Raw genomic sequence first — 25,290 nt, 5'->3', positions numbered from 1 at the left:
CCAGCTGGATGGCGCCTTTTTTGATCTCGCTATACCTTGAACTGCCCCACCAGTTGCTGCTGTTTGTCAGCGAGAGCGGAGAGCTCGCGACCATTTTCGGCGGAGGTCGCCGCTTCGGCCCGAATGGTGTGGCTCACATCGCGAATGTTGCTGACGTTACGGTTGATCTCGTCCGCCACCCGGCTCTGCTCCTGCGCCGCTCGGGCAATCTGCTCGTTCATCTGATGGATGGTGGAGACCGACTGGATGATCTGCTCCAGCACCTGCACCGAGAGATCCACCTTGGCGAGCGTCTCGTCAGCCTGGCCATGACCATCGCGGATCGCCTTGACCACGGCGCCAGTACCGGACTGCAGCTGGCTGATCAGGGTCTGGATCTCGACGATGGCATTCTGGGTACGACCGGCCAGATTGCGCACCTCATCGGCCACCACGGCAAAGCCACGCCCCTGCTCACCGGCCCGCGCCGCTTCAATGGCCGCGTTCAGCGCCAGCAAGTTGGTCTGTTCGGCAATCCCCTGAATAACGGTGAGAATGTCATTGATGTTGCCACTGTTGGCCGAGAGCCGCTCCACCACCGGCTGGGCATCGTTGATGATGGTCATCAGCTTGCGCATCGCCTCTTGGGTGTCAGCCACCACATATTTGCCCTCTTGCGCCGCGGCATCGGTGGTGTTGGCGGCCGCCACCGCCAAGCTGGCATTGCCGGAGACCTGCATCGCCGTGGCGCTCAGCTCTTCAAACGCCGTCGCCACCAGATCGATCTCCTGATACTGGTCCTGCATGCCGCTGCTGGTGCGCTCGGCCACCTGCGCCGCCCGCTCAGCACTGTTGCGGGTGCCGGCAACGGTATCAATCACCTGGCTGATGGTCGATTGCAGCTTGTTGAGGAAGCTGTTGAACCACTTGGCCAGCTCGCCAATCTCGTCTTGCCGCTGGATCTCGATGCGCTGGGTCAAATCCCCCTCGCCGCTGGCAATATCCTTGAGGCGAGCAACCACGGCGCGAATAGGTGCCACGATCTGGCGCGCCATCCACCAGATAAAGCTCAGGGCCACCAGCGAGATCAGCACTCCGATAGAGAGTTGCGAGACCACGCTGCGATTGGCCTCACTGGCCAGATCATCCTGCAGTTGCTGGGCCGAGGCCAACACTACGGCCCGTGGTAATTCAATGTAGATGCCCCATTTACGATCGGTACCACGCATGGAGACCGGCACAAAGCTCTGCAACAGGGCGCCATCGCGGCTCCAGCGCGTCTGTTCCTGACCCTGATTGAGCCAGCCTTTCAGCTCGCTGGCCAGCCCTTGATACATCTGATCCAGCTCCCGCCCCAAGGTCACATCAAACTCATCGGCACCCGCCACGCGCCCCTCATGACTGACCAGCAAGATTCTGCCTTTGCCGTCATAGAGCTCCTTGTCCATGGTAGAGACCAGATCCTGCAAGGTCGTCAGGGAGATATCAACGCCAGCTACCCCCAGTAATGTTCCCTGCTCCAGCAAAGGTACTGAGACTGAGGTAATCAAGACTTTCTTGTCGCCGACATCGTCCAGATAGGGTTCCAGCAGGCAGAGTGCCCGGGTGCGAATGCTGCAGCGATACCACTCGTTTTCAACACCACCGGCCTCGGTCGGGCTGTCGTCAGCAAGCACATCTTCATTCTGCACCTCGGGCACCAGCTTGCCGTTGTCATACGCCCAATAACTGGAGAAGCGCCCCTTGTCGTTGGCGCCGAGCGCGGTCGAGCCCTCATAGTTACTGTCTTCCCCATCCAGCTGATCGGGTTCGAACACCGTATAGACGCCGAGCAGATTGGTCGATGAGGCAACGGCATCGTGCAGTTGCTGATTGATGGCGCTGCGCAGCGCCTCTGACGGGACAAAGTTTTCGGCCCCATTCTTGCGCTGGAACAGAACGCTCTCGGCCAGCAAGCTGGCACGAAAATAGGCTTCATCGAGATAGCTGGTCACCTTGGCCGCCTGCTCCGAGCCCATCGCCTTCATCCAGTTTTCGGCTGACTGCTGCGCCTCATGCAGAGTGGCTTGTCGCACCTGCGTTTGCATCTTGTTCGCGTTGTAAATCGAGGAGGCAACCAGAGCGGCGGCGGTGACCAGCAGACAGCAACCGGTGATCAGGGTAATCCGACCCTGGACAGAAAGAGCATTCATGCCAATATTCCTACTTCATGCAGATATGGGTAGAGTATCGACTTTATAAACAAAAACTTAACTCTCTCACAGCAAATCCAGCGATAGCTGGTTAACTTCCCCCTCTTTTGGCAGACCCACCACCAGCCCCAGCAGACGTACCGAACGCCCCTGTGCCCGTTGCAATCCCTCCTTGAGCAGCGGGGCAAACAAGGCTGGCTGATAACCACCCTGACTGCGATAAACGGTGGTCTGATGGAAATCGGCAAACTTGAGCTTGATTCCCTGACCCATCACTTGCCCGGCAGGACACGCCAGCTGGAATCGCCGCTCCAGCTCCGGCAACAGTTGCTGCAATACCGTCAGACAGGCGGCTTCGTCACAGAGATCGCTCGCCAGCGTGGTTTCCACCCCGATGGTTTTGCGGATCCGCTGCGCCTGCACCGGCTGTTCATCCAGCCCCCAGATCCGGGTCGTCAGCATCTCGCCCAGCTTGCCAAAACGACTGCACAGCTCTTGTGCCGACAAGGTTCGCGCATCCTCGCAGGTGTAGAGCCCCTGCGCCTCCAGCCGCTCGGCGGTCTTGCGGCCCACCCCGGGCAGTTTGCCGAGGGGCAACTGGCAGACAAATTCGGCCACCTAGTCGGGGCGAATGACAAACAGACCATCGGGTTTGCGCTGCTCCGAGGCGATCTTGGCGAGAAACTTGTTGGGCGCCACACCCGCCGAAGCGGTCAATCCCAGTTCGGTGACGATGGCTTGCCGGATCTCTTGCGCCATCAGGGTGGCACTGCCACCACAACAGCGACTGTGGGTCACGTCGAGATAGGCTTCATCCAGCGACAACGGTTCAACCTGATCGGTATAGCGCAGGAAAATGGCCCTGAGCTGACGGGAGATATCCTTGTACACCGCCATCCGCCCCGGGATCAGTACCAGCGGCGGGCAGAGCTTTTTCGCCAGTGCACTCGGCATGGCGGAACGCACCCCGAACCGGCGCGCCACGTAGTTGCAAGTCGAGATAACACCGCGCCGCTCTGAGGCTCCCCCTATGGCGAGCGGCACCTCCCGCAGCGCCGGGTTGTCCCGCATCTCTACCGCGGCAAAAAAGCAGTCCATGTCGATATGGATGATCTTGCGCATACCACTGTATAAATAAACAGACATGGCATCATCTTACCCCAAGGATAACTGCAGCTCTATCTCTCTCGTTGCGGCTAAAATGGTAGACTCCAAGGAGACCTTTTCTACCACAATGACAAGGAGCGTTCGGGATGAAATATCTTTGGCTGGGACTCGGGTTGCTGCCGCTGACCGGCATCGGCAAGAACAACCCGACGGCAGAGTGCCGCTGGCTGTACGACCGGATTGAGATACTGGAGCAGGCCATCAAGAAAGGGGACAAGCTCGGCACAAAGCAAGAGTTGTCACGCTGGCGCGAAGAGTTTCGCAAGAAGGAGTGCAAACAGTACGACTACTGAGCCGGACAAGATGGCGTGGCCGGCAACGGCAGATAACAAACGGGCCCCGATCAAGCTGATCGGGGCCCGTTTTTCAACATATGGCTAGCTGGATTCAGCAGCAGAGTGCGCTCAAGGCAGCACCATAGGGCCAGCGACGGCGGCCACCACTTCATCCCCGCGCAGAACCCGGACCAGTTCGAGCGCAAACTCGATGGCGCTGCCCGGCCCCTGACTGGTGATAAGGCGATGAGCCTCATCCCTTACTACCCGCTCATGTGACAACTGCGATGTCGGTAATCGGGACTGAAAGCCGGGATGGCTAGTGACGATGGCACCATCCAGCAGGCCATGATGTTGCAACACCACTACGGGGGCGGCGCAGATAGCAGCGCGCCAGCGACCAAGAGCAGCATGCTCTTTGAGCAGATCGATGGCCAGCTGAGTATCGCGGATCACTTCACTGCCGGGCAGACCGCCGGGTACCACGATGGCTTCAAAGTCCCGACGGGTCAGCTCGTCGATATGACAATCGGCCACCAGCTGTACCCCGCGCGATGCCTTCACCTGCCGGGATCCGGCTGGGCAACAAGAGGCCAGCACCACCTCAATGCTGGCACGCACCAAGGTATCGACAATGGCGACCGTCTCTATCTCTTCCGACCCGGGGGCCACCAGCACCAGTACACTCACTCCCGCCTCCTTGCTGCTTGCTCTGCCATGTAAAGGGTCAGGCGGCCTGACTCTTCTCTTTTATCGCCTGATAGAGACCCTGATTGACCGGCACGGCGATGCCATGCTGGGCAGCCTTGGCCAGCAGGAAACCGGTAATGGCCTCAATCTCGGTCTCTCGTCCCAGCTCCATATCCTGATACATGGAGGAGTAATTGTCAGCGGTCAGTTCCACCACCGTCATCACTCGGCGCTGCAACTCTTCTGCCGTGGTAGTAATGCCTTCGGCGCACATCACATCCGCCACTTCCACGCAGATCTGCCGCTGGGCATCAGCAAAACGGGGGCCCGCCAACTCGCCATTTTTCAGCTTGTAGAGGGCCGTCAGGGGATTGATGGCACAGTTGATAGCCAGCTTTTGCCACTGACGTACCAATACCTGCTCATCCCAACCAGCCTGACCAAGCGCCAGCGCCAGCTCATCCGCGAGCGCGGCGTGGGCCTTGGCGGCTTCATTGATCGGGCCAAGCCAGGTTTCGCCCTTGCCAGTATGACGGAAGACGAAATGGCCACCCTGCATGGCGCCATGGCTGGTGACGCCAGCAATCACCGGGTTGTGCGGGAACATCTCGACCACCTGCTCGGCAATGCCCATCCCGTTGTGCAGCAGCACGATCGGCACGCCAGCATCCAGTTTGCCCACCAGCGGCGCCAGTGCGGCAACCACCTGACTGGCCTTGGTCATCACCAGCAGTCGCTTTATCTTGCCAGGTTTGCTGACAAATCCACGCTCGATATTGAGCAGTTGTACCTGCCCCTCCAGCGAGGTGAAATCGAACCCCGGATGGAGCGTGGACTTATGGTGTTCGCGCAACAAGACTCGGGTGGATTGACCGCTCTGGGTCAGCAGGGAGGCAAAAACGCCGCCGAGGGCGCCACAACCCAACAGTGACCACTGCGGGATCACAGGTGGCATAACGGGCTGTCGGGAATTTTTTAATCCGCTTGGCATGGTGTGACTCTGTCAGGGTAAGGGTTGCAATCCTCTCAACCTGTTACCGGAGATAAGTGAAGAACTCGCTGGTGGACGCTAACGGGTCCACCCATCCTGTGCGCAGGGGATTCTAGCAGAGCAGCCCTATCAAAATCAGCAAATTTGCCCGTTTTCTGGTAGATTTGCCCCCCGATAACGCAACATGAGGAGCTCCGGCTATGCCGTCATTCGATATTGTCTCTGAAGTCAAAATGAACGAGGTGTTGAACGCAGTCGACAACGCCAATCGTGAACTGGCCACCCGTTTCGATTTTCGTGGGGTAGAAGCCAGCTTCGAGTTGAACAAGGAAGAGGTAAAACTGGAAGCCGATGCCGATTTCCAGCTCAAGCAGATGGTCGAAATGCTGCGCGCTGCCCTGCTCAAGCGCAACATCGAAAACAGCTCCATGGAAGTGGGTGACTCCGTTCACTCCGGCAAGCGCTTCCACCTGACCGTCAAGTTCAAGCAGGGGATCGAGAAAGAGATCGCCAAGAAGCTGGTCAAGCTGATCAAGGACTCCAAGATCAAGGTACAGGTCGCCATCCAAGGTGATGAAGTACGTGTCACCGGCAAGAAGCGTGACGATCTGCAAGAGACCATGGCACTGGTCCGTGGCGCCGAACTGGGTCAACCGATGCAGTTCCAGAACTTCCGCGACTAATTTGTCCACTCAGCCGTGGCGCACTCAATGACTCGCGCCACGCTATCTAAATCGCGGCCATAAAAAAACCGGAGCAGATACTCCGGTTTTTTTGTACCCCAAGTTTTATTAGAACTTGTAGGTAACAGAGAAGTAGTGACCGAAACCAGTAGATTTACTGAAATCGTTGTTGTCAATACCGTAGATTTCATTGAAGTACTTCAGACCATAGCCAACAGCGTAACGGTCGGAGTGCCAGTAAATACCGTGGAAGGTGCCCAGACCATCAGAATGGGTAGTATTTTCCATGCCCCAAGTGTAATCCAGATAACCTTGATAAGAGACGAAACTACCGTTGGAGAAGGTATAGAAGGGTTTGAACCAGTTCATGGAGAACTGCTGGCCGTCCCAACCAGTCGGGCCTTCCTCACCGGTTGTGAAGTCATTAAATGCTTCGTTCATGTGGCGCTTGTACAGGTTCATACCTACTTTGCCAAACCATGGCACCATCACATCAGCACCGACCCCCACCAACGCTTCGTTCAAGCCTTGGGAACCACCGATGTTGAACAGGGTAGACAGATAAACTTCTTGTACTGGGCCAAAGGACAAATCCTGACCAGTCAGCGCATCCAGAGATACACGGGGAGCAAACTTCATGTAGAGGTTATCACCACCATGCTTGTCACTGTGCTTGGTGTCGAAAATATCGAAAACGTCGACATAACCATAGAGATCAAAGATACCGGAACGACCACCGAACTCCATCTCAAAATAGGTATCGTTGTAGCTACCGTCATTGGTGAAGATAGGACGTTGGTCAATGGTATGCATCACGTTGAACTGCATCCACTTGTAGTCATTCTTGTGGATATCACCGCTGTAATCAGCAGCAAAGGCCGGAGTAGCGGCAGCAGCCAGCAGACCGGCAGCGATCAGAGTCTTGGTAAATTTGGCCATTTTATTGGTCTCTTGTGCGTTAGTTGAGGTTTTCCGTAGCCTGCCCACAAGGAGCGAGAGGAATTCTAATCAAATAAAATCAGGGGAGAAACAACTTCTCGGGAACTTTATCCGGAAGTGTGAATCTAATCACCCCCGATTCTACGCAAACGCTTGCTATTTGTCAGCCGCTGAGAGCAACTCACTCCCCTTTCTGGCTACCAGCACAATCAACAACAACACAGGCAAGCCCAATAAACTGGTTCCGACAAAGAAGGCGCTGTAGCCAATCTGCTCCACGACCTGCCCGGAAAAACCGGCCAGCAATTTGGGCAACAGCAACATCACCGAGCTGAACAGCGCGTACTGAGTCGCCGAGAATGCCACATTGGTCAGGCTGGAGAGATAAGTCACAAACGCCGCGGTCGCAATGCCGGCACTGAGGTTATCCAGCGAGATGATCAGGGTCAGCAACTCCAGGTTGTGACCAACCTGATGGAGCAGGGCAAACAGCAAGTTGGTGCTGGCGGTGAGCAGCGCCCCCAAAAATAGAATGCGCAGCGTGCCAAAGCGCATCACCAGCACGCCCCCCAGCGCAGCCCCCACCAGCGTCATAATGACGCCAAACACCTTGGTGATGGTGGCCACTTCAGTCTTGCTGAACTGCATATCCACATAGAAGCTGTTGGACATCACCCCCATCACCACATCGGCAACCCGATAGCAGGCGATCAACGCCAGGATCAGCAGCGCCGATCCGCCATAGCGGCGGAAGAAGTCGGCAAACGGACACCAGACCGCCTCATAGCCCCAGGCTCCGGCACTGGCCAGCGGCGCAGGCCACCCCTGTTCCAGTAGCAACGCCTTGCGCTCGGCCTGCTGCTTGCCCTGCCCGGCCAGATCGATATCCGGTTCATGGCAGAACAGGGTGGTGATGACCCCGAGTGACATCAAGCCCGCCATCACCAGATAGGTAATCTGCCAGCCACGATAGTCATAACCGCTGTTGCTGCCAAACCAGGCCGCCAACGCCAGCGCACCGGCACCCGCCATGATCATCGCCAGCCGGTAGCCGGTCATGTAGGAGGCCGCCATCGCCGCCTGCAGCCGCTCGGGGGCGGATTCGATGCGATAGGCATCGATGACGATATCCTGCGTGGCCGAGGCAAAGGCCACCAGCAGGGCAAACAGCGCCAGCTGGGCCAGCTCGGTCTTGGGATCGCAGAACGCCATGCCGACCAGCGCGGCGGCGATCAGCAACTGGGAGAACAACATCCAGCTGCGACGACGCCCCAGCAGCGTGGAGAGCAACGGCAGCGGCATGCGATCCACCAGCGGCGACCACAACCATTTAAATCCATAGGCGAGCGCCACCCAGCTCATGTAACCGATATCGGTCAGGCTGACATCGGCCTCACGCAACCAGAATGAGAGGGTACCGAACACCAGTAGCAGCGGCAGACCCGATGAAAAACCCATGGCAAAGAGAATAAACACCCGAAATTCGAGATAGACGGCGAGGGACTCTCTCCAGCTTGGTTTGCGGATCATGTTCAACTACCTGACGACTTTGGAAAAGTGCGTCATTTTGGCAGGTTGATGGCAGATAGCCAAGGCGAGCAAAGAGATAGGCCAAAAGAAGCCCGGATAGAGAAAAGGCACATTCCAAGCGGGATGTGCCTTGCATAGTGTGTGACGAGCGCGCGGTGACGAACCACGTCCGGCGAGGGTTACTTGCCCGCTTTCTTGTCGACTTTCTTGTCCGCCGGGGTTTCTGCCAGCAACACCACCTTCTTCAGAATGATGGGGCTGGTCGGCACATCGTTGGCACGCAGAATGGAGCTGTAACCGGTCTGTACCTGAGCCAGCTTGTCCAGCACCTCCATCCCCTGCACCACCTGACCGAACACGGTATAACCCGCGGCGCCACCGGCGTTGAGGTTATTGTTGTCGACCAGATTGAAGTAGAACTGGCGAGTCGCGCTGTCGACCGCCTGGGTGCGAGCCATGGCGATGGTGCCACGCTTGTTGGGCAAACCACCACGCGACTCGTTGACCACAGGCTCATAAGTCGGCAGTTGCTGGAACTGCTGGTTGTAGCCACCCCCCTGCACCACGAAGTCCTGGATTACCCGGTGGAAGATGCTGCCATCATAGCTGCCATCAGCCACGTAGCGCAGGAAATTCTTCACCGTCTGGGGCGCCTGCTTGGAGGCCAGCTCCACCACGATATTGCCGTGGTTGGTCTCCATTCTGACTTTAGGGCCCGCGAACGCCAGCGGGGCGATCAGCATGGCCAGCAACCAGAGTTTTTTCATCATCAGACCCCTGCACCGTTCGGTTGACCTTTCAGGTAACCGCGCAGCGCATCATCCGCCATGATCTGCTGCAGCACGCTACCCAGTTGCAGGTTCAGTGTAGACTCCAGATCGGCCATGCTTGGCTCGCTCGGGCTCTCCTTGCTGGAGGACATGTTGAACTGCTTGGTCAGACGGTTGCCCTGGAAATCTGCGATCACCTGCAGGCTGACGCGAGACTTGGTGACATAGGTAAAGGTCTTCTCTTCCACATTGACTGCTGCATTGGAGATCACCAGCGTCAGGTTGGTGGTGCCACTGTTGCCCACTTCCAGACCCTGGCTACGCAGCCCTTCGGCCAGCCGCTCGGCCATCAGCAGGTTGAGCGGACGCTCACTGTTGACCAGCACCGGCGCTTTCTCTTTATGTTTTATGGAGAAGACGTAGGCAGCCTCACGCTTGTCTACCCCTTCCATGGTGATGCGATTGCCAGAGTAGTATTGCTGGTTGGCGGGGATCACCTGCGGATTGAGTAGCGCCGTCTCCGGCCAATGAGTGGCACACCCGCCCAGCATCAGGGCGGCCAGCAGCAAGAGTGACTTTTTCATCATGGTTTCCTTTGGCTTTAGCGTTTGATGGCTTTCAAAATAACGAATTTGCTGTTCGACGCAACGACTTGTGCGTTGGCAAACAAGCGCTTGAGTTTGTTGTGATAGTCCAGATGACGGTTGCCTACTATCCAGAGTTCACCCCCTTGAGGCAACACCCGGTGCGCATCGCTGAACATCTGCCAGGCGATATGATCGGTGATCGCCTGCAACTGATGGAAGGGGGGATTGCAGAGGATCCGATCCGCCGAGCCGACCGCCACCCCGTCGAGACAGTTATTGACCATAAAGCGGGCGCGCGGCAGTGCATCGGGCAGATTGTGCTCGACGTTGAGCTGTGCCGAGGCGACCGCCATATAGGATTCATCGATAAAGGTCACCTCCACCTCGCTGTCTTTGGCAAGCAGCGACAACCCCAGCACCCCGTTGCCACAGCCCAGATCGATCACCTTGCGGGCACTGTGAATGGGCAGGTTGTCCAGCATAAAGCGGGCACCGATATCGAGACTGGTGCGCGAGAAGACGTTGGCATGGTTGTGGATGAGCATGTCAGTGCCCTCCAGCGGCCACACGGTCGGGAAGGGATGGGCCAACGCGGGACGTTCTGCCTGCGGCTCGCAGTGAATGAGACGCGCCTTTTTCCAGGCCAGCGAGGTACGGGTCGGCCCCAGATACTTCTCGAACAGCTTGAGCGTGGAAGTATGAATATCCTTCGCCTTGCCAGCGGCAATGACCCAGGTCGCAGGTGTCACTACATCCCGCAATGCCAGCAGTTGCTGTTCCAGCAGTGCCTGATATTTGGAGACCTTGATCACCACCAGCGCAGGGGCATCGGGCAGCGGTGCCAGCGCATCCTGCAAGGTAATCCCGCCTGCATCCAACCCGTTTTCAGCCAGATTGGCCAGGGTCGCCCGCTCGCTGATGTAGGAGTCGGTGACGCAGCAGGGGGAGTGAGGATGCAGATAGGCGGCCAGCGCGCCAAAGCCGTCATTCATGATGATGACGGGGCCCGCCTGCTCGAGGGGGGACTCCGCCAGGGTGTTGATCAGATATTCGTCAGCCGCATCCCAGGCTTGCAGCGTCTCCTGACTCTGGCGCGGATAGCGGTAGAGTGTGAGCTGGCAATGGGGAGTGTCGAGAAGGGTTTGCATAGGAAGAGTCCAACCTCGGCTTGATTCGTGTATACAGGCGCCAGGGGCGACGCAAAGTGGCGCTATTCTAGCGAGGAGCAGGAATTTCACCAGTTCGATGCGCATCAAGGGGGCAACTGACCGGTGATTTCCCCCTTACGGGGGCTTATTCGATCGCACGACTGCCGATAGAATGGCCCGACATTCACTCTGGAAGCCGATCCGATGACCCTCCAACAACTGATTGAAGCAAAGCTGACCGCCGCCCTCTCCCCCACCGTGCTGGAGGTGATCAACGAGAGCCACATGCACCGTGTGGAACCCGGCTCAGAGAGCCACTTCAAGGTGGTGATCGTCAGCGAGCAATTTGCAGGGCAGCGGCTGCTGGCTCGTCATCGTCAGGTCAATGCCGTGCTGGCCGACGAGCTGGCCGGCGCAATTCATGCACTGGCGCTGCATACCTACACGACAAGCGAGTGGCAGGAAAAAGGCCATGCCCCGCGTACCCCGAGCTGCGTTGGCAAACCGTCACTCTCCTGAACCGGGCGGCACCACACCATTCTCATTGCGCATCTGCCAACAAAAATGAAACAAACTTTCCCCATTGGCCCCGAAAAGACTACATCCAAGGGGGTATTTTTCAGCATCGAGGCTTGTTGTTGACAGTTAAAACAACAGCAAATACCCCCATTGAGGTAGCAAAATAAAAAAACCTTTAAAACCACGACTTACAAGGTGTCGGGGGCTTATTCATTGCAGGTTAATTTTGTGATGGCACGGGGATTTTGCCCATTTGGCATGGCAGAAAATGCACCTTAAGTGGTAAAGTCAAGCGCTTTTGAGTGAGCTTGCATGTTGAATAATTGTTGAGCCTGACCACCTGGCACAGCCACAACATCGACTCATTCAACCACCCGTCGTGATGTATTTCTCGGCGCTAACCAACCTCTCCCGTAACGGTAGTGCAATTGAGTATGATTACAATCAAAAGAGGACTGGACATCCCCGTGCTGGGTGCGCCAGAGCAAGTAATCTACGATGGCCCCGCCATCACCCGTGTTGCGACACTGGGCGAGGAGTTTGTGGGGATGCGACCTACTATGTTCGTCAAAGTAGGTGATCGCGTCATCAAAGGTCAGGATCTTTTTGAAGACAAGAAGAATCCGGGCGTTAAATTCACAGCTCCTGCCACCGGTGTGGTTTCAGAAATCAACCGTGGTGCCAAACGTGTTCTCCAGTCCGTGGTCATCGACCTCGACGGTTCCGATGAACAGGTGACATTTGAGCATTTTGCCTCTGCCGAGCTGGCCAAGCTCGAGCGCAGCAAGGTGCAAGAGATCCTGGTCGCATCAGGTCAGTGGACTGCGTTTCGTACCCGTCCGTTCAGCAAAGTCCCCGCGGTAGGCACAGCCCCGCGCGCCATCTTTGTGACCGCAATGGACACCAACCCGCTGGCAGCCGATGCCGAGCTGATCATCAAGGAACAGCCACAGGCCTTCCTCGATGGCCTGGCCGTATTGACCCGCCTGACCGACGGCACCGTTTACGTCTGTAAAGGCGAAGGCAGCCTGCCCCACTCTCCGCTGACCCAGGTCAAGGAAGAGATCTTTGTCGGTCCGCACCCTGCCGGTCTGCCGGGTACCCATATCCACTTCCTGGATCCGGTCAGCAGCACCAAGGTGCAGTGGCACATCAACTATCAGGATGTGATCGCTCTAGGCAAGCTGTTCACCACCGGTGAGATCTGCACCGACAAGGTGATCGCATTGGCTGGCCCGAACGTGCTCAAGCCGCGTCTGCTGCGTACCCGCCTGGGCGCCTGCATCAGCCAGCTCACCAACAACGAGCTGCGTGCCGACGAAAACCGTATCATCTCCGGTTCTATCCTGAGTGGTGCCAAAGCCGAAGGGGTTCACGACTACCTGGGTCGCTACCACAATCAGGTTTGCGTGCTGGGTGAAGGTCGCGAGAAAGAGTTCTTGGGCTGGATCAACCCCAGTGCCAACAAGTTCTCTATCACCCGGACCACCCTCTCTCATCTGATGAAGGGCAAGCTGATCAACTTCACCACCACTACCAACGGTAGTGACCGTTCCATGGTGCCTATCGGCAACTATGAGCGGGTGATGCCACTCGACATCCTGCCAACCCTGCTGCTGCGGGACATGGTCTCCGGCGATAGCGACGGTGCGCAAGCACTGGGCTGCCTGGAGCTGGATGAGGAAGATTTGGCGCTCTGTACCTTTGTCTGCCCCGGCAAGACAGAGTACGGCCCGATCTTGCGTGAGTGCCTGACCAAGATTGAACTGGAAGGTTAAGCGATGAGTTTCAAGCAACTTCTTGAAAATATGGAACACCACTTCGAACCGGGTGGAAAGTACGCCAAGTACTACGCCCTGTTCGAAGCGGCGTACACCCTGTTCTACACCCCGGGTACCGTTACCCGCAACGCCTCCCACGTTCGTGATGCGCTCGATCTGAAGCGCATGATGATCATGGTGTGGCTGGCCGTGTTCCCGGCCATGTTCTGGGGCATGTTCAACGTGGGTAACCAGGCGATTGCCGCCATTGCCCACATGGGCTCGGCTGCTGGTGCCAGCAGCTGGCAATATGCGCTGGCTACCATGCTGGGTGCCTCCCTCGATCCGGCTGTCGCCGGTATCGGCAGCAAGATGCTGATTGGCGCCACCCACTTCTTCCCGATCTACCTGACCGCATTCCTGGTCGGTGGCTTCTGGGAAGTACTGTTCGCCATGGTGCGCAAACACGAGATCAACGAAGGCTTCTTCGTCACCTCCATCCTGTTTGCCCTGATCGTGCCGCCCGAGCTGCCCCTGTGGCAAGCTGCGCTGGGTATCACCTTCGGTGTGGTGATGGCCAAAGAGGTGTTCGGTGGTACCGGCAAGAACTTCCTGAACCCGGCGCTTGCTGGTCGTGCGTTCCTGTTCTTCGCCTACCCGGGCCAGATCTCCGGTGACGCCGTATGGGTGGCCGTTGATGGCTTCTCCGGCGCGACTGCTTTGAGCCAGTGGGCCCAAGGCGGCCAGATGTCGCTGATCAACGGTGCAACCGGTCAGGCTATCAGCTGGATGGACGCTTTCCTGGGTAACCTGCCGGGTTCCATCGGTGAAGTCTCTACCCTGATGATCCTGCTGGGTGCAGCCATGATCGTCTACATGCGCATCGCCTCCTGGCGCATCATCGCCGGCGTGATGATCGGTATGATCGCCACCTCCCTGCTGTTCAACGTCATCGGTTCCGATACCAACCCCATGTTCAACATGCCGTGGCACTGGCATCTGGTACTGGGTGGCTTCGCCTTCGGTATGGCCTTCATGGCAACCGACCCAGTCTCTGCCGCCTTTACCAACAAAGGCAAGTGGTGGTATGGCGCCCTGATCGGCGTGATGGTCGTGCTGGTTCGCGTGGTCAACCCTGCGTTCCCGGAAGGCATGATGCTGGCCATTCTGTTTGCGAACCTGTTTGCTCCCCTGTTTGACCACTTCGTCGCTCAGGCAAACATCAAGCGGAGGATTGCACGTGGCGTTTAATAAAGATTCAACCCTCGGCACCGTCAGCGTGGTTACCGGCCTCTGTCTGGCCTGTTCCATCGTGGTATCCGTTGCCGCCGTGGGCCTGCGTTCTACCCAGCAGGAAAACAAGGCGCTCGACAAGCAGAGCAACATTCTCGCCGTAGCCGGTGTGGATGTGAGCGATGTGGCCAAGCGCGACCTGGCCAAACTGTACGGCGAGAAGATCGAAGCCCGTCTGGTGGACCTGACCACTGGTGAATTTGTTGACGGTGATGCCGACAACTTCGACACCAAGCTGGCAGCGAAAGATCCGGCTCGCAGCCTCCGTCTTGCCGCCGCTGACGACAAGGCCAGCCTGCGCCAGATCTCCAAACTGGTTCCCGTGTTCTTCGCCAAAGATGCCGAAGGCAAGGTAGACAACATCATTCTGCCCATTTATGGCCAGGGTCTGTGGTCAACCATGTATGCCTTCGTCGCCGTTGCCGCTGATGGCCAGACCATCAAGGGCATCACCTACTACGACCACGGTGAAACCCCGGGTCTGGGTGGCGAGATCGAAAACCCAGCCTGGCAGGCGCTGTTCAAGGACAAGAAACTGTTCGACCAGAATGGCATGCCGGCGCTGCGCGTCATCAAGGGCCATGCTCCGGAAGGTTCCGAGCATGATATCGACGGCCTGTCCGGCGCTACCCTGACCGGTAACGGCGTACAGCATACCTTCGACTTCTGGATGGGTCCCAAGGGCTTCGGTCCTTTCCTGGCCAAGGTTCGTGCAGGAGAAATCAACAATGGCTGACAAGAGCGAAATGAAGAAGTTGCTGTTGACGCCTGTGCTCGGCAACAACCCCATCGCACTGCAGGTGCTGGGTGTCTGTTCCGCGCTGGCGGTTACCAGCCAGATGAAAACTGCGTTTGTAATGACCCTCGCGGTCATGGCGGTCACCGCCTTCTCAAACCTGTTCATCTCCCTGATCCGCAACCAGATCCCGAACAGCGTCCGGATCATCGTGCAAATGGCGATCATCGCCTCACTGGTTATCGTGGTTGACCAGGTGCTCAAGGCATATGCCTATGACATCTCCAAGCAACTGTCGGTCTTCGTGGGTCTGATCATCACCAACTGTATCGTGATGGGCCGCGCCGAAGCGTACGCCATGAAGAGTGCCCCGCTGCCCTCCTTCCTGGATGGTATCGGCAACGGTCTGGGCTATGGCGCCATTCTGCTGAGCGTGGCAACCGTGCGTGAGATCTTGGGCTCCGGCACCTGGTTCGGCATCGAGCTGCTGCCGCTGGTCAACAACGGTGGCTGGTATGTCCCGAACGGCCTGCTGCTGCTGCCGCCGAGTGCATTCTTCATCATTGGTCTGATCATTTGGGGCGTACGCACCAAGGATCCCAAGCAGGTGGAGGCGAAGGATTAAGGTATGGAACACTATCTGAGTCTGTTGATTAAATCGATCTTCATCGAAAACCTGGCACTCTCCTTCTTTCTGGGGATGTGTACCTTCCTGGCGGTGTCCAAGAAGGTAAAGACCTCCATGGGTCTGGGTATTGCCGTTATTGTGGTGCAGACCATCGCGGTTCCTACCAACAACCTGATCTACAACTACGTGCTTAAAGATGGCGCTCTGGTATCCGGTCTGGATCTGAGCTTCCTGAGCTTCATCACCTTCATCGGTGTGATTGCAGCACTGGTACAGATCCTGGAGATGGCGCTGGACAAGTACTTCCCGGCACTCTACAACGCGCTGGGTATCTTCCTGCCGCTCATCACCGTGAACTGTGCCATCTTCGGTGGCGTCTCCTTCATGGTGCAGCGTGACTACAACTTCATGGAGTCTGTGGTCTACGGTGTGGGTTCAGGGGCAGGCTGGATGCTGGCGATCGTTGCGCTGGCAGGTATCCGCGAGAAGATGAAGTACTCCGATGTTCCGGAAGGCCTGCGCGGTCTGGGCATCACCTTCATCACCGCCGGCCTGATGGCGCTGGGCTTCATGTCCTTCTCTGGTATCTCCCTGTAATCGGCTTTCCTGCAATCAGAAAGGAACGATAGATGGAAATTATTTTGGGTGTGGTCATGTTTACCGTGATCCTGCTGGCACTGGTGGCAGTCATTCTGTTCGCCAAGTCCAAGCTGGTGACCGCGGGCGACGTGACAATCAGCATCAATGGTGACCCGGCCAAGGCTGTGACCAGCCCGGCCGGTGGCAAGCTGCTCGGCGTGCTGGCTGGCAGCGGTATCTTCGTCTCCTCCGCCTGTGGCGGCGGTGGCTCCTGCGGCCAGTGCAAGGTACGGGTGAAATCCGGTGGCGGCGACATTCTGCCGACCGAACTGGATCACATCAGCAAGGGCGAAGCCCGTCATGGCGAGCGTCTGGCCTGTCAGGTTACCGTTCGCTCCGACATGGATATCGAACTGCCGGAAGAGATCTTCGGGGTGAAGAAGTGGGAATGTACTGTTATCTCCAACGATAACAAGGCCACCTTCATCAAGGAGCTCAAGCTGCAGATCCCCGATGGCGAGAGCGTACCGTTCCGCGCCGGTGGTTATATCCAGATTGAAGCCCCGGCTCACCACGTGCACTACAAGAACTTCGATATTCCCGAGGAGTATCGCGGTGACTGGGATCGCTTCAAGATCTTTGAACTGGAGTCCAAGGTCGATGAGCCGATCATCCGTGCCTACTCCATGGCCAACTATCCGGAAGAGTTCGGCATCATCATGCTGAACGTGCGTATCGCTACACCGCCCCCGAGCAACTGGACTGCCCCTCCGGGACAGATGTCCTCCTACATCTTCAGCCTCAAGGCTGGCGACAAGGTGACCATCTCCGGTCCGTTCGGTGAGTTCTTCGCCAAGGACACCGATGCCGAAATGGTATTCATCGGTGGTGGTGCGGGTATGGCGCCGATGCGTTCCCATATCTTCGACCAGCTGCGTCGCCTGAAGTCCAAGCGCAAGATCAGCTTCTGGTACGGTGCCCGTTCCAAGCGTGAAATGTTCTATGTCGAAGACTTTGACATGCTCGCCGCCGAGAACGAGAACTTCACCTGGAACGTCGCCCTGTCTGATCCGCAACCGGAAGACAACTGGGACGGCTACACCGGCTTCATCCACAACGTGCTCTACGAGAACTATCTCAAGAACCACGAGGCACCGGAAGATTGCGAGTTCTACATGTGTGGACCTCCGGTGATGAACGCTGCCGTCATCAATATGCTCAAAGATCTGGGCGTTGAAGACGAAAACATCCTGTTGGATGACTTTGGTGGTTAATCCATGCACAGTGTTGTAAAAACCTGGCTAGTCTTCGGGCTAGCCTTTTTCTTGACTGGGTGCGGTCAGGAAACGGTCCAATCCAAACCGGAGATCCACATCACCGGTAGCACCATGGGCACTTACTACTCCATCAAGGTGGCGGACAGCGCCATCAGCGATCCGGCCAAATTGCAAGCCGAGGTCGATGTCTTGCTGGAGCGGGTCAACGATCAGATGTCGACCTATCGCCCCAATTCAGAACTGTCGCGCTTCAACCAGCATCGCAGTGCTACGCCGATCGTGGTGTCCCGTGACACCGCGCGGGTCGTCACAGAGGCCATTCACATTGGCCGTGAGAGCCAGGGGGCGCTGGACGTCACCGTCGGCCCCTTGGTCAATCTGTGGGGCTTTGGCCCGGACAAGAAGCCGACTAAGATCCCTTCCGACGAGCTGATCACCCAGACTCGCCAGAAGACCGGCCTGGGTAACCTGCACGTAGTGACCTCGGTGGATGCCGACACCCTGCAAAAAGACATTCCGGATCTCTACGTCGATCTCTCCGCCATCGCCAAGGGCTTTGGTGTGGACAAGGTGGCCGAGTATCTGGAGTCCCTGGGCGCGCGCAACTATCTGGTCGAGATTGGCGGCGAGCTACGGATCAATGGCGTCAACGGCAAGGGTCACCCCTGGCGCGTCGCCATCGAGAAGCCCACCGCGGGCACCGGAACGGTGCAAGAGGTGATTATTCCCGGTGACAACGGGGTGGCCACCTCAGGCGATTACCGCAACTACTATGAACTGGATGGTCAGCGCTTTTCCCACACCATAGATCCGCGCAGCGGCAAGCCGATCCAGCACCGTCTGGTGTCGGTCACCGTGATCCACCCCTCCTGCATGACTGCAGACGGGCTGGCTACCGTATTTATGGTAATGGGGACCGAGAAGAGCCTGGCCTATGCCAACGAGCGAGGCCTGGCGATCTTCGTGATCACCAAGACGGACAACGGCTTTGAAGAGGCCTACTCCGATGCCTTCAAGCCCTATCTGGTCAAGAAGTAAGAGGTACAGATGCAGATTTTTCTGATCACCTTCGGGGTATTCATGCTGGTGATAGCCGCCATGGCTATCGGTTACATCTTCCAGAAGAAGACCATCTCCGGCTCCTGTGGCGGCCTGGGTAGCGTTGGCATCGAGAAAGAGTGCGATTGTCCGGAACCCTGCGACAACCGCAAGAAGAAGATGGCCAAGGAAGAGGCCCGTCGCAAAATGCTGGAAGAGAACCGCATCATCTGATGACCCTGGCTTTTCGGTAAACAAAAGCGCGCCATCGGCGCGCTTTTTACTGGCCGTTATCTTGCTACTGTGGTCAGGGCTGACGTTCGATATAGAGGATCACCTCCCCCAGATGGATGCCGAACTTGCTGATGGCGGCGCGATTGATCAGGCGATCCTCATCCAGCAGATACATCCAGTCATCGAAGCTCACCCGCACCACCTCGCCATCCGGCAGCGCCAGATCGAGCTGGTAGCGCCAGTTGAGGGCAAAGCCTTGGGTTTTACCCACCGCCTCCCCCACCACATCGGAAGCGGTACCGCGCCAGTGACCATCATCACCCTTGCTCAGATACCAAGTGCGGGTCTGCTGGCGGCCATCGTCAAAGTAGAACTGTTCGAACAGCTCTCCCTTGCCATCCTTCCAACGACCCACCATCTCGACCCGAAAGCGACTGGTCACTTCGCCGCTGCGGTCGGTCACCAAGCCGTGAGCCACCAGCTTGCCGTTGAAGAAACGGGCGAGATCCCAGTTTGGTCCCTGCCCCCGATAGTCATCGAGACTGGCACCACAGCCGCTCAGCAGCAAAAAGGGGAGCAGCAGCAACCAGCGGTATGCACGATAGAAAGACATCAGACACTCCATGTTCAGGGTTGGCCGCGCAGGCTGCGGGTCAGGGCGGGATCGCGGCTGTTGTCAGCCAGCCAGATGGCGAGAAAAGCGGCCGAGAATTGCGGATCCGCCAAAGTGCCCAGCGGCTTCTCCTGCCACCAGAAGTGGCCTGCCCCACCCTTGTCGACATAGAAGGTGAGCTTGTCGCCTGCCTGCACATCGGGCCAGAGTGCAGCGAGCTGGCCGAGCCAGCGCTGACGTTCGGAGTCAGTGCCAAGACCGAGCCGCTGCCACTCGGCGGCAGTAGCGCTCAGCAGATCTTCCCGCTCGATGGATCTGGCATAGGTGAGGGTCAGAGCCTGTGGATAGTGACCGGGCTGATAGTGCCCGCTCGCACTGTAGAGGGTGGCATCATAGAGCTTGAACCAGAGCCAGTTCATCTCCCCCTGCCCGACCGGGCGCAGCTGCTGCCAAGGTGCGGCAGAAGCGTGCACAGCGGTTGCAGCAAAGAGCGTAAACGCCAGTAGTAGCGGGTTAATTCCACCCCATATGCCAGTGGTTGGGGTCTTCCAGTTCATGTCAGTCCATCTCCTGTTCCTGCAGGGTGTTGATATCCTGCATCACCACCTGCATTAGCTCCCCTTTCGCGTTCCGCTGGCAGGCAACCACCAGATAGAAGCGGTCAGCGAGCTCGTGCTGGCTCTCTTTGGTCCATTTGGAAAAAAGCAACGAGTCGGTCGAAAAGGCGTTCATCATGACTCACCCTCCAGCTTGACCATTACCCACAGGAGTACGGGCAACCACCACATCCAGATCACTGCCAGCAGCGCCGTGCTGATCCAGATGTCCCAAGGTAAGTGTACTGCCCCCATGGCGGCCCCCGCCACATAGGAGGAGGCACCGCCAAACACGCCAAACAGCGCCTGCTGCCAGCGGGGCAAGCGCAGCAGCCAGCGCATGCCGTGACCCAGCGTCAGGGCAAAACCGAGCCAGAGCAGTACCAGCCAAAAGGGAAAACCGGACGGGAACTGGAACAAACCGAGCTGCCAGAGCAGCGCATCCAGCAGACAGCCAGCCACCGCGATGGGAAGCAGCCGCCAGTCACGCTGGCGGCTGGGTGAGAAAAGAAAGTGCAGCAGCAACATTGCCAGCAGCGGGCCAGGCTGCTGCCACTTCACCGCCAGCAACCAGTAGAGGTTGAATCCCAGCAGGTGAGCCCACTGCCACATGGTCAGTGACCGCTTACTGGCACATCACCCGACCAGCCAGTGGGGCCCGGCTTGGCAGCCTCCAACTGTACCAGACTGATGCTGCGCTCCCAGAATCCCCCCTCGCAATAGGCGAAGTAGAAGTGCCACAACCGGATGAAATCCTGGCTATAACCGAGCTTGGGCAGCTCGGGCGCCAGTCCCAGAAAACGCTCGCACCAGTGAGCCAACGTGCGGGCATAGTGATGGCCGTGATCGTGCAATCGCACCAGCTGCATGTCGGTTTCCCGCGCCAGCAGTCCCGCCATCTGGGAAACGCTGGGCAGGCAGCCACCGGGGAAGATGTAGCGCTGGATGAAATCAACCCCGCGCAGATACTGGGCATGGCGCTGATCGGCGATGGTGATGGCCTGGATGAGCAGGCGACCACCGGGCTTGAGCAGCCGTGACAACTGGCGGAAATAGTCGGGCAGGAAGGCGTGACCCACCGCCTCGATCATCTCGATGGAGACCAGCTTGTCATAAGTGCCCTCCAGCTTGCGGTAATCCTCCAGCAGCAAGGTGATGCGATCCCCCAGCCCCTCCCGCGCAATCCACTCTTTGGCATAGTCATGCTGGGCTCGGGAGATAGTAGTGGTAGTCACCCGGCAGCCGTAGTGGCGGGCGGCATAGACCGCGAGGCCACCCCAGCCGGTACCAATTTCCAGCAGATGATCGTCAGGCCCCAGTTCCAGCCGCTCGCAGATGGTGCGCAGCTTGGCCTGCTGCCCCTCTTCCAGAGTGGCCTCGGCGCTCGGATAGATGGCGCTCGAGTACTGCATATGGCTGTCGAGAAAACTCTGATAGAGGGTATTGCCGAGATCGTAGTGGGCGGCGATGTTGGAGCGCGAGCCGGTCAGAGTATTGCGATTGAGCCAGTGGCGCACCTTGTTGAAGGGAAAACTGAGCCAGCCGAGGCGCCGCTCAAGGGAGTCGAGCAGCGTCAGGTTGCGAGCCAGCAGCCGTACCAGCGCCACCGGATCCGGGCTGGTCCAGAGCCCCTCCACCCAGGTTTCTCCGGCGGCAATGCTGCCCCCCAGCAACAGACGGCGATAGAAGGCTGGATCCTGCACCACCAGTTCGGCATGCAGACCGGTGCCCGCGACGCCAAAGCTGTGGCGCTCACCACCATCCCGCAGCAGCAGCTGGCCATGTTCGAGACGCCCCAGCAGTTTGAGCAGCAATTGCCTTGCACTTTTATCGATGAATGAGGCTGAGAGGGTAGATTGAGCAAGTTCCATTAGCGGCTCTCCGGATGGGTAAATATCGGTGTTCGTTTGATAAAAAGACGCAGGGCCTGCCAGTAGATCCCGAGCAGCACCTTCATGGTCATCCAGGGCCAGCGGGCCAGCAGGGCCACCAGCCCCTTGCGCGACAAGGGTTCGCGCGTGAGCGCCAGGGTGGCGTCAAACAGCTTGGCTTCACCGGATACGGGATGACTCTCGATATGGATCAGTGTCTCCTGCGCGGGCGGCCTGATGCGCCAGTGGTAACGCATCGCCAGCCCCATAAAGGGGGATACGTGAAAATCCTTGTCATGGGGCGCCAGCGCCGCCAGATCCAGCAGGTAGTAGTGACGCTCGTTCCAGGGGGTGTTCGACACCTCCGCCAGCAGATAGCGCGCCTCCCCCTGCCGGTAGCAGAAGTAGAAGTTGACCGGGCTGAAGTAGAACCCCAGACAACGGACATTGCCGAGCAGCAGCACCCGCCCCTCGGGTTCGGCATCACCACCCAGCTCGCTCACCTTCTGCCACACCGCCTGCTTGAGGCTTCCCTCACTCCCCTTGAGATAGTCATGGCGGTGAAACGAGAGCAGCCCTGCCCGCTCAACCCCGAACCAGCGCCCCTGATCGAGCTGCGGCAGTTCATCGAGATCCAGCCCCAGCATAAAGAGGCTGTATGAGAAGGAGTGAGCCCGCGGTGCAAAACGGCGGTGGCGCACTGAACCCTGCCAGATGGCGCTGGTGACGCCAGCCAGTTCGTCGGCACGCTCATGTTGAGTGGCCACGGTGGCGTCGCTCATAGCTCGGCTCCGAAGCGCCTGGCGACGTCCAGCGCGCTGCGCACCCCATCCTCATGGAAGCCGTTGTACCAGTAGGCGCCGCAGAAGTGGGTGTGCTGCTGGCCGCAGATCTCCGCACGCCGCTGCTGAGCGGCGATGGAGGCCTGATTAAACACCGGATGGTGGTAGACGAAGCGACGCAGCACCTTGCTCTCATCCACCTTGCCCTTGGGGTTGAGGCTGACGCAGAAGGGCTCTGGCGAGTTCACACCCTGCAGGATGTTCATGTTGTAGCTCACCAGCGGCCGTGCCTCGTCGTTGCCATCGAGCTGATAGTTCCAGCTGGCCCATGCCTTGCGACGGGTCGGCAGGCAGCGCGCATCGGTGTGGAGCCAGACATCGTTGGCCTGATAGGGCATGTCGCCGAGAATAGCCTGCTCCCGCTCGCCGGGATCCGCCAGCAGCGCTAGCGCCTGATCGCTGTGGCAGGCGAAGATCACCTCGTCAAACCGCTCCTCGCCGTAGCTGCTCTGGATCACCACGCCATCCGCGACCCGCCGCACGCTCTGCACCGGACAGGCGAGGCGGATCTGCGACTGCCAACCCACCGTAAGGGGGCCGATATATTCCCGCGAGCCACCCGGAATCACGTACCACTGGGGCCGGTTGGCCACATCGAGCAGGCCGTGGTTGGCAAAAAAGCGCAGGAAGAAGCCAAGAGGGAAGGCGCGCATATCGGCCAGCGTTGATGACCAGATCGCCGCCCCCATCGGCAAGATGTAGTGGCGGGCGAAGTAGTCGCTAAACTCCCCCGCCAGCAGAAAGTCCCCCAGGGTCAGCTCGGGGCCTGAATCCTGATGTTGACCATCCGCCAGCCAGGCCCGCGCCTCCCGGTTGAACCGCAAGATCTCGGCGACGAAGCCATAGAAACGGGGGCTCAGCAGATTGCTGCGCTGGGCAAACAGGGTATCGAGGTTGTGGCCGTTATACTCCAGCCCTTCCGGGCTCTTCACCGAGAAGCTCATCTCAGCCGGTTGCCGTGCCATGCCGATCCGCGCCAGCAACTTCAAGAAGTTGGGGTAGGTGCGATCGTTGAAGACGATAAAGCCGGTGTCGATGGCATAGCTGCGGCCAGCCAGATCCACATCGACGGTGGCGGTATGACCGCCCAGGGTCGGCGCCGCCTCGAACAGGGTTATGTCATGGAGTTTGTGGAGCAGAAAACCGGCGGTGAGTCCCGAGATCCCTGAACCGACGATGGCGATCTTTTTCTTCATGAATGGCTTCCTTTCGATACGAGTGCGCGGCCAAGGCGCAGCCAGAGCCCCACCGGCAGCGCACCAAGCAGGCGCAACAACCAGATGAAACGGCGGGGAAAGTGGATCTGGTGACGACCAGCGGTCAGCCCGTCCATGATGGCGCGGGAGGCTTGCTCCACCGTCACCAGACAGGGCATGGGAAAATCATTTTTGGCGGTGAGCGGCGTCTGGACAAAGCCGGGGCGGATCAGGGTCACGCCGATCCCTTTGCTGGCAAAATCCAGACGCAAGGTATCCGCCAGATAGTCGAGGGCCGCCTTGGAGGCGCCATACGCCTCGGCTCGCGGCAGCGGCAGCCAGCTCACCGATGAGCTGACGATGGCAAGCCGTGATCCCGCCCCTAGCAGTGGCAAGAAGGCGGCCAGCGCATGGCCGGTGGCGGTCAGGTTGGTTTCGATCACCCGGGCAAACAGCTCGCTGTCAAACCCCTCGCCGACATCCATGTACTCGCAGTTGCCTGCGTTGAGGATCAGCAGATCCAGCGGCGGCAGCGTAGCGGCTATCCCGTTCATTGCGGCCACATCCCGGGCATCGAACTGCAGCGGCGTGACGCCATGAAGCCCCAACTCCTGCAGCCGTTCGCCATCGCGGCCGCAGCCCCACACCTGCCAGCCAGCACGCCGGTAATCTAGCGCCAGTTGACGACCTATACCGGAGGTCGCCCCGGTAATAAGCACCCGGCCGCTCATGCGCCGAGCCTCCCCTTGATAGTGCGCACCACGGGCCCGAGCAGCGGCAACTGCTCGTAGAGCATGGCGCCCAGGTCAAAATAGTCCCGGTGCTGGCACACCTTGCCTGCCGCGTCGAACTCGAGGCGGGTGGCCCCCTCCACCGTCACCGGCTCACCACCGCGCAATCTGGGGTGGGAGAAGGTCATAGTCCAGCCGAGCCAAGCCTGCGGCCCTTGCTGCTGCTGACTGGTGATGACGAAACGGCAGTAGGCGAGGCGCTGATAGAGGGCAGCAAAATAGTCGCCAAGGGCCGCCAACCCCTCGATGCGGTGAGCCGGATCGGTGAAGACTACCTGTTCGGCATAGACATCGGGCAAGCGGTGCAACTGCTGTTTGTCCAATTGCTGATAGAGGCCAATAAAGCGTGCCAGCGGCTCGTTCATC

General features: G+C 58.5%; 28 protein-coding genes and 1 pseudogene. 11 read left to right on the top strand and 18 right to left on the bottom strand.

Going from position 1 to position 25,290, the window contains the following annotated elements:
* Positions 1-29: 29 nt before the first annotated feature.
* Together OKC27_RS03160 and dinB are read right to left on the bottom strand one after the other, a co-directional pair.
* A complete protein-coding gene (locus OKC27_RS03160) occupies positions 30-2,171 on the bottom strand; it encodes a methyl-accepting chemotaxis protein (protein WP_182939045.1) in 2,142 nt (713 codons plus the stop codon).
* A gap of 66 nt (positions 2,172-2,237) precedes the next feature.
* Positions 2,238-3,293, bottom strand: a pseudogene (dinB, locus tag OKC27_RS03155) (DNA polymerase IV).
* Between the two features lie 131 nt (positions 3,294-3,424).
* Here dinB and OKC27_RS03150 point away from each other — a divergent pair.
* On the top strand, positions 3,425-3,631 hold the full coding sequence (locus OKC27_RS03150) for a hypothetical protein (RefSeq protein WP_182939044.1): 207 nt from the start codon (positions 3,425-3,427) through the stop codon (positions 3,629-3,631).
* A gap of 111 nt (positions 3,632-3,742) precedes the next feature.
* On the opposite strand, the gene OKC27_RS03145 is transcribed toward OKC27_RS03150, so the two are convergent.
* Positions 3,743-4,303 (bottom strand): DJ-1 family glyoxalase III, encoded by a 561-nt coding sequence (locus OKC27_RS03145; protein ID WP_182939043.1) that lies wholly within the window; start codon positions 4,301-4,303, stop codon positions 3,743-3,745.
* A gap of 37 nt (positions 4,304-4,340) precedes the next feature.
* Positions 4,341-5,294: a ketopantoate reductase family protein gene (locus OKC27_RS03140; RefSeq protein ID WP_182939042.1), complete on the bottom strand. Its 954-nt coding sequence runs from the start codon at positions 5,292-5,294 to the stop codon at positions 4,341-4,343.
* A 200-nt stretch (positions 5,295-5,494) separates the two neighbouring features.
* Between OKC27_RS03140 and OKC27_RS03135 the strand changes: the two genes are divergently transcribed.
* A complete protein-coding gene (locus OKC27_RS03135) occupies positions 5,495-5,977 on the top strand; it encodes a YajQ family cyclic di-GMP-binding protein (protein WP_182939041.1) in 483 nt (160 codons plus the stop codon).
* 108 nt (positions 5,978-6,085) lie between these two features.
* Here OKC27_RS03135 and OKC27_RS03130 read toward each other — a convergent pair whose 3' ends face one another.
* From OKC27_RS03130 to OKC27_RS03110, 5 genes are all read right to left on the bottom strand, one after another.
* A complete protein-coding gene (locus OKC27_RS03130; RefSeq protein WP_182939040.1) occupies positions 6,086-6,916 on the bottom strand; it encodes a nucleoside-specific channel-forming Tsx family protein in 831 nt (276 codons plus the stop codon).
* Positions 6,917-7,072: 156 nt separating this feature from the next.
* A complete protein-coding gene (locus OKC27_RS03125; protein ID WP_182939039.1) occupies positions 7,073-8,452 on the bottom strand; it encodes an AmpG family muropeptide MFS transporter in 1,380 nt (459 codons plus the stop codon).
* A gap of 173 nt (positions 8,453-8,625) precedes the next feature.
* Complete coding sequence (locus tag OKC27_RS03120; protein WP_042657198.1) at positions 8,626-9,213, bottom strand: peptidylprolyl isomerase; 588 nt, start codon at positions 9,211-9,213, stop codon at positions 8,626-8,628.
* 2 nt (positions 9,214-9,215) lie between these two features.
* A complete protein-coding gene (locus OKC27_RS03115) occupies positions 9,216-9,800 on the bottom strand; it encodes a YajG family lipoprotein (RefSeq protein WP_005349692.1) in 585 nt (194 codons plus the stop codon).
* Between the two features lie 17 nt (positions 9,801-9,817).
* Positions 9,818-10,951 (bottom strand): methyltransferase, encoded by a 1,134-nt coding sequence (locus tag OKC27_RS03110; protein ID WP_182939038.1) that lies wholly within the window; start codon positions 10,949-10,951, stop codon positions 9,818-9,820.
* A gap of 204 nt (positions 10,952-11,155) precedes the next feature.
* Between OKC27_RS03110 and OKC27_RS03105 the strand changes: the two genes are divergently transcribed.
* The 9 genes from OKC27_RS03105 to nqrM all read left to right on the top strand — a co-directional run bounded on the left by OKC27_RS03105 (position 11,156) and on the right by nqrM (position 19,015).
* Positions 11,156-11,470: a BolA family protein gene (locus tag OKC27_RS03105; RefSeq protein ID WP_182939037.1), complete on the top strand. Its 315-nt coding sequence runs from the start codon at positions 11,156-11,158 to the stop codon at positions 11,468-11,470.
* A 434-nt stretch (positions 11,471-11,904) separates the two neighbouring features.
* Positions 11,905-13,248: a Na(+)-translocating NADH-quinone reductase subunit A gene (locus OKC27_RS03100; RefSeq protein WP_075114005.1), complete on the top strand. Its 1,344-nt coding sequence runs from the start codon at positions 11,905-11,907 to the stop codon at positions 13,246-13,248.
* Between the two features lie 3 nt (positions 13,249-13,251).
* Positions 13,252-14,481 (top strand): NADH:ubiquinone reductase (Na(+)-transporting) subunit B, encoded by a 1,230-nt coding sequence (locus tag OKC27_RS03095; protein WP_042058348.1) that lies wholly within the window; start codon positions 13,252-13,254, stop codon positions 14,479-14,481.
* Entirely contained in the window at positions 14,471-15,259 is a 789-nt protein-coding gene (locus OKC27_RS03090; protein ID WP_182939036.1) for a Na(+)-translocating NADH-quinone reductase subunit C, read from the top strand. The genes OKC27_RS03095 and OKC27_RS03090 overlap by 11 nt, the downstream gene beginning before the upstream one ends.
* Entirely contained in the window at positions 15,252-15,884 is a 633-nt protein-coding gene (locus tag OKC27_RS03085) for an NADH:ubiquinone reductase (Na(+)-transporting) subunit D (RefSeq protein WP_139707908.1), read from the top strand. Before OKC27_RS03090 ends, OKC27_RS03085 begins: the two co-directional genes overlap by 8 nt.
* A gap of 3 nt (positions 15,885-15,887) precedes the next feature.
* Positions 15,888-16,484: an NADH:ubiquinone reductase (Na(+)-transporting) subunit E gene (gene nqrE, locus OKC27_RS03080; protein WP_182939035.1), complete on the top strand. Its 597-nt coding sequence runs from the start codon at positions 15,888-15,890 to the stop codon at positions 16,482-16,484.
* 32 nt (positions 16,485-16,516) lie between these two features.
* Entirely contained in the window at positions 16,517-17,740 is a 1,224-nt protein-coding gene (gene nqrF, locus OKC27_RS03075; RefSeq protein WP_139707906.1) for an NADH:ubiquinone reductase (Na(+)-transporting) subunit F, read from the top strand.
* A 3-nt stretch (positions 17,741-17,743) separates the two neighbouring features.
* Positions 17,744-18,781, top strand: a complete 1,038-nt coding sequence (locus OKC27_RS03070) for an FAD:protein FMN transferase (RefSeq protein WP_270805921.1) — start codon at positions 17,744-17,746, stop codon at positions 18,779-18,781.
* Between the two features lie 9 nt (positions 18,782-18,790).
* The gene (nqrM, locus tag OKC27_RS03065) at positions 18,791-19,015 is read left to right on the top strand and encodes a (Na+)-NQR maturation NqrM (RefSeq protein WP_005338668.1); all 225 of its coding nucleotides are present in this window, start codon (positions 18,791-18,793) and stop codon (positions 19,013-19,015) included.
* 73 nt (positions 19,016-19,088) lie between these two features.
* Here the strand turns inward: nqrM and OKC27_RS03060 are convergent, their stop codons facing one another.
* Genes OKC27_RS03060 through OKC27_RS03020 form a run of 9 tightly spaced genes read right to left on the bottom strand, consistent with a single transcriptional unit; the run spans position 19,089 to position 25,289 of the window.
* Positions 19,089-19,628, bottom strand: coding sequence for a DUF3833 domain-containing protein (locus OKC27_RS03060; RefSeq protein WP_182939033.1), 540 nt, complete (start codon positions 19,626-19,628; stop codon positions 19,089-19,091).
* A 14-nt stretch (positions 19,629-19,642) separates the two neighbouring features.
* Entirely contained in the window at positions 19,643-20,185 is a 543-nt protein-coding gene (locus OKC27_RS03055; protein ID WP_182939032.1) for a chalcone isomerase family protein, read from the bottom strand.
* Position 20,186: 1 nt separating this feature from the next.
* Positions 20,187-20,360 carry a TIGR02450 family Trp-rich protein gene (locus tag OKC27_RS03050; RefSeq protein WP_182939713.1) on the bottom strand — a complete coding sequence of 58 codons (174 nt, stop codon included), beginning with the start codon at positions 20,358-20,360 and terminating at the stop codon, positions 20,187-20,189.
* A complete protein-coding gene (locus OKC27_RS03045; protein ID WP_182939031.1) occupies positions 20,360-20,836 on the bottom strand; it encodes a DUF2878 domain-containing protein in 477 nt (158 codons plus the stop codon). The genes OKC27_RS03050 and OKC27_RS03045 overlap by 1 nt, the downstream gene beginning before the upstream one ends.
* Before the next feature lie 2 nt (positions 20,837-20,838).
* Positions 20,839-22,095, bottom strand: coding sequence for an SAM-dependent methyltransferase (locus tag OKC27_RS03040; protein ID WP_182939030.1), 1,257 nt, complete (start codon positions 22,093-22,095; stop codon positions 20,839-20,841).
* Positions 22,095-22,877 (bottom strand): DUF1365 domain-containing protein, encoded by a 783-nt coding sequence (locus OKC27_RS03035; RefSeq protein ID WP_182939029.1) that lies wholly within the window; start codon positions 22,875-22,877, stop codon positions 22,095-22,097. The genes OKC27_RS03040 and OKC27_RS03035 overlap by 1 nt, the downstream gene beginning before the upstream one ends.
* Positions 22,874-24,133, bottom strand: a complete 1,260-nt coding sequence (locus OKC27_RS03030) for an NAD(P)/FAD-dependent oxidoreductase (RefSeq protein ID WP_182939028.1) — start codon at positions 24,131-24,133, stop codon at positions 22,874-22,876. Before OKC27_RS03030 ends, OKC27_RS03035 begins: the two co-directional genes overlap by 4 nt.
* Positions 24,130-24,864, bottom strand: a complete 735-nt coding sequence (locus OKC27_RS03025) for an SDR family NAD(P)-dependent oxidoreductase (protein ID WP_182939027.1) — start codon at positions 24,862-24,864, stop codon at positions 24,130-24,132. Before OKC27_RS03025 ends, OKC27_RS03030 begins: the two co-directional genes overlap by 4 nt.
* Positions 24,861-25,289 carry a nuclear transport factor 2 family protein gene (locus tag OKC27_RS03020; RefSeq protein ID WP_182939026.1) on the bottom strand — a complete coding sequence of 143 codons (429 nt, stop codon included), beginning with the start codon at positions 25,287-25,289 and terminating at the stop codon, positions 24,861-24,863. The genes OKC27_RS03025 and OKC27_RS03020 overlap by 4 nt, the downstream gene beginning before the upstream one ends.
* Position 25,290: the final 1 nt, after the last annotated feature.

Source organism: Aeromonas sp. QDB62, assembly GCF_027705695.1.
GTDB lineage: Bacteria > Pseudomonadota > Gammaproteobacteria > Enterobacterales > Aeromonadaceae > Aeromonas > Aeromonas allosaccharophila.
Note: the sequence above shows the minus strand (reverse complement) of the source record. Positions and strands in the feature narration are given on the sequence as shown.

Coding starts and splice junctions, on each gene's coding strand:
- OKC27_RS03160 (WP_182939045.1), bottom strand. CDS start 2,171: ATGAATGCTCTTTCTGTCCAGGGTCGGATTACCCTGATCACCGGTTGC.
- OKC27_RS03150 (WP_182939044.1), top strand. CDS start 3,425: ATGAAATATCTTTGGCTGGGACTCGGGTTGCTGCCGCTGACCGGCATC.
- OKC27_RS03140 (WP_182939042.1), bottom strand. CDS start 5,294: ATGCCAAGCGGATTAAAAAATTCCCGACAGCCCGTTATGCCACCTGTG.
- OKC27_RS03135 (WP_182939041.1), top strand. CDS start 5,495: ATGCCGTCATTCGATATTGTCTCTGAAGTCAAAATGAACGAGGTGTTG.
- OKC27_RS03130 (WP_182939040.1), bottom strand. CDS start 6,916: ATGGCCAAATTTACCAAGACTCTGATCGCTGCCGGTCTGCTGGCTGCT.
- OKC27_RS03120 (WP_042657198.1), bottom strand. CDS start 9,213: ATGAAAAAACTCTGGTTGCTGGCCATGCTGATCGCCCCGCTGGCGTTC.
- OKC27_RS03115 (WP_005349692.1), bottom strand. CDS start 9,800: ATGAAAAAGTCACTCTTGCTGCTGGCCGCCCTGATGCTGGGCGGGTGT.
- OKC27_RS03110 (WP_182939038.1), bottom strand. CDS start 10,951: ATGCAAACCCTTCTCGACACTCCCCATTGCCAGCTCACACTCTACCGC.
- OKC27_RS03105 (WP_182939037.1), top strand. CDS start 11,156: ATGACCCTCCAACAACTGATTGAAGCAAAGCTGACCGCCGCCCTCTCC.
- OKC27_RS03100 (WP_075114005.1), top strand. CDS start 11,905: ATGATTACAATCAAAAGAGGACTGGACATCCCCGTGCTGGGTGCGCCA.
- OKC27_RS03095 (WP_042058348.1), top strand. CDS start 13,252: ATGAGTTTCAAGCAACTTCTTGAAAATATGGAACACCACTTCGAACCG.
- OKC27_RS03085 (WP_139707908.1), top strand. CDS start 15,252: ATGGCTGACAAGAGCGAAATGAAGAAGTTGCTGTTGACGCCTGTGCTC.
- nqrE (WP_182939035.1), top strand. CDS start 15,888: ATGGAACACTATCTGAGTCTGTTGATTAAATCGATCTTCATCGAAAAC.
- nqrF (WP_139707906.1), top strand. CDS start 16,517: ATGGAAATTATTTTGGGTGTGGTCATGTTTACCGTGATCCTGCTGGCA.
- OKC27_RS03070 (WP_270805921.1), top strand. CDS start 17,744: ATGCACAGTGTTGTAAAAACCTGGCTAGTCTTCGGGCTAGCCTTTTTC.
- nqrM (WP_005338668.1), top strand. CDS start 18,791: ATGCAGATTTTTCTGATCACCTTCGGGGTATTCATGCTGGTGATAGCC.
- OKC27_RS03060 (WP_182939033.1), bottom strand. CDS start 19,628: ATGTCTTTCTATCGTGCATACCGCTGGTTGCTGCTGCTCCCCTTTTTG.
- OKC27_RS03055 (WP_182939032.1), bottom strand. CDS start 20,185: ATGAACTGGAAGACCCCAACCACTGGCATATGGGGTGGAATTAACCCG.
- OKC27_RS03050 (WP_182939713.1), bottom strand. CDS start 20,360: ATGAACGCCTTTTCGACCGACTCGTTGCTTTTTTCCAAATGGACCAAA.
- OKC27_RS03045 (WP_182939031.1), bottom strand. CDS start 20,836: ATGTGGCAGTGGGCTCACCTGCTGGGATTCAACCTCTACTGGTTGCTG.
- OKC27_RS03040 (WP_182939030.1), bottom strand. CDS start 22,095: ATGGAACTTGCTCAATCTACCCTCTCAGCCTCATTCATCGATAAAAGT.
- OKC27_RS03035 (WP_182939029.1), bottom strand. CDS start 22,877: ATGAGCGACGCCACCGTGGCCACTCAACATGAGCGTGCCGACGAACTG.
- OKC27_RS03030 (WP_182939028.1), bottom strand. CDS start 24,133: ATGAAGAAAAAGATCGCCATCGTCGGTTCAGGGATCTCGGGACTCACC.
- OKC27_RS03025 (WP_182939027.1), bottom strand. CDS start 24,864: ATGAGCGGCCGGGTGCTTATTACCGGGGCGACCTCCGGTATAGGTCGT.
- OKC27_RS03020 (WP_182939026.1), bottom strand. CDS start 25,289: ATGAACGAGCCGCTGGCACGCTTTATTGGCCTCTATCAGCAATTGGAC.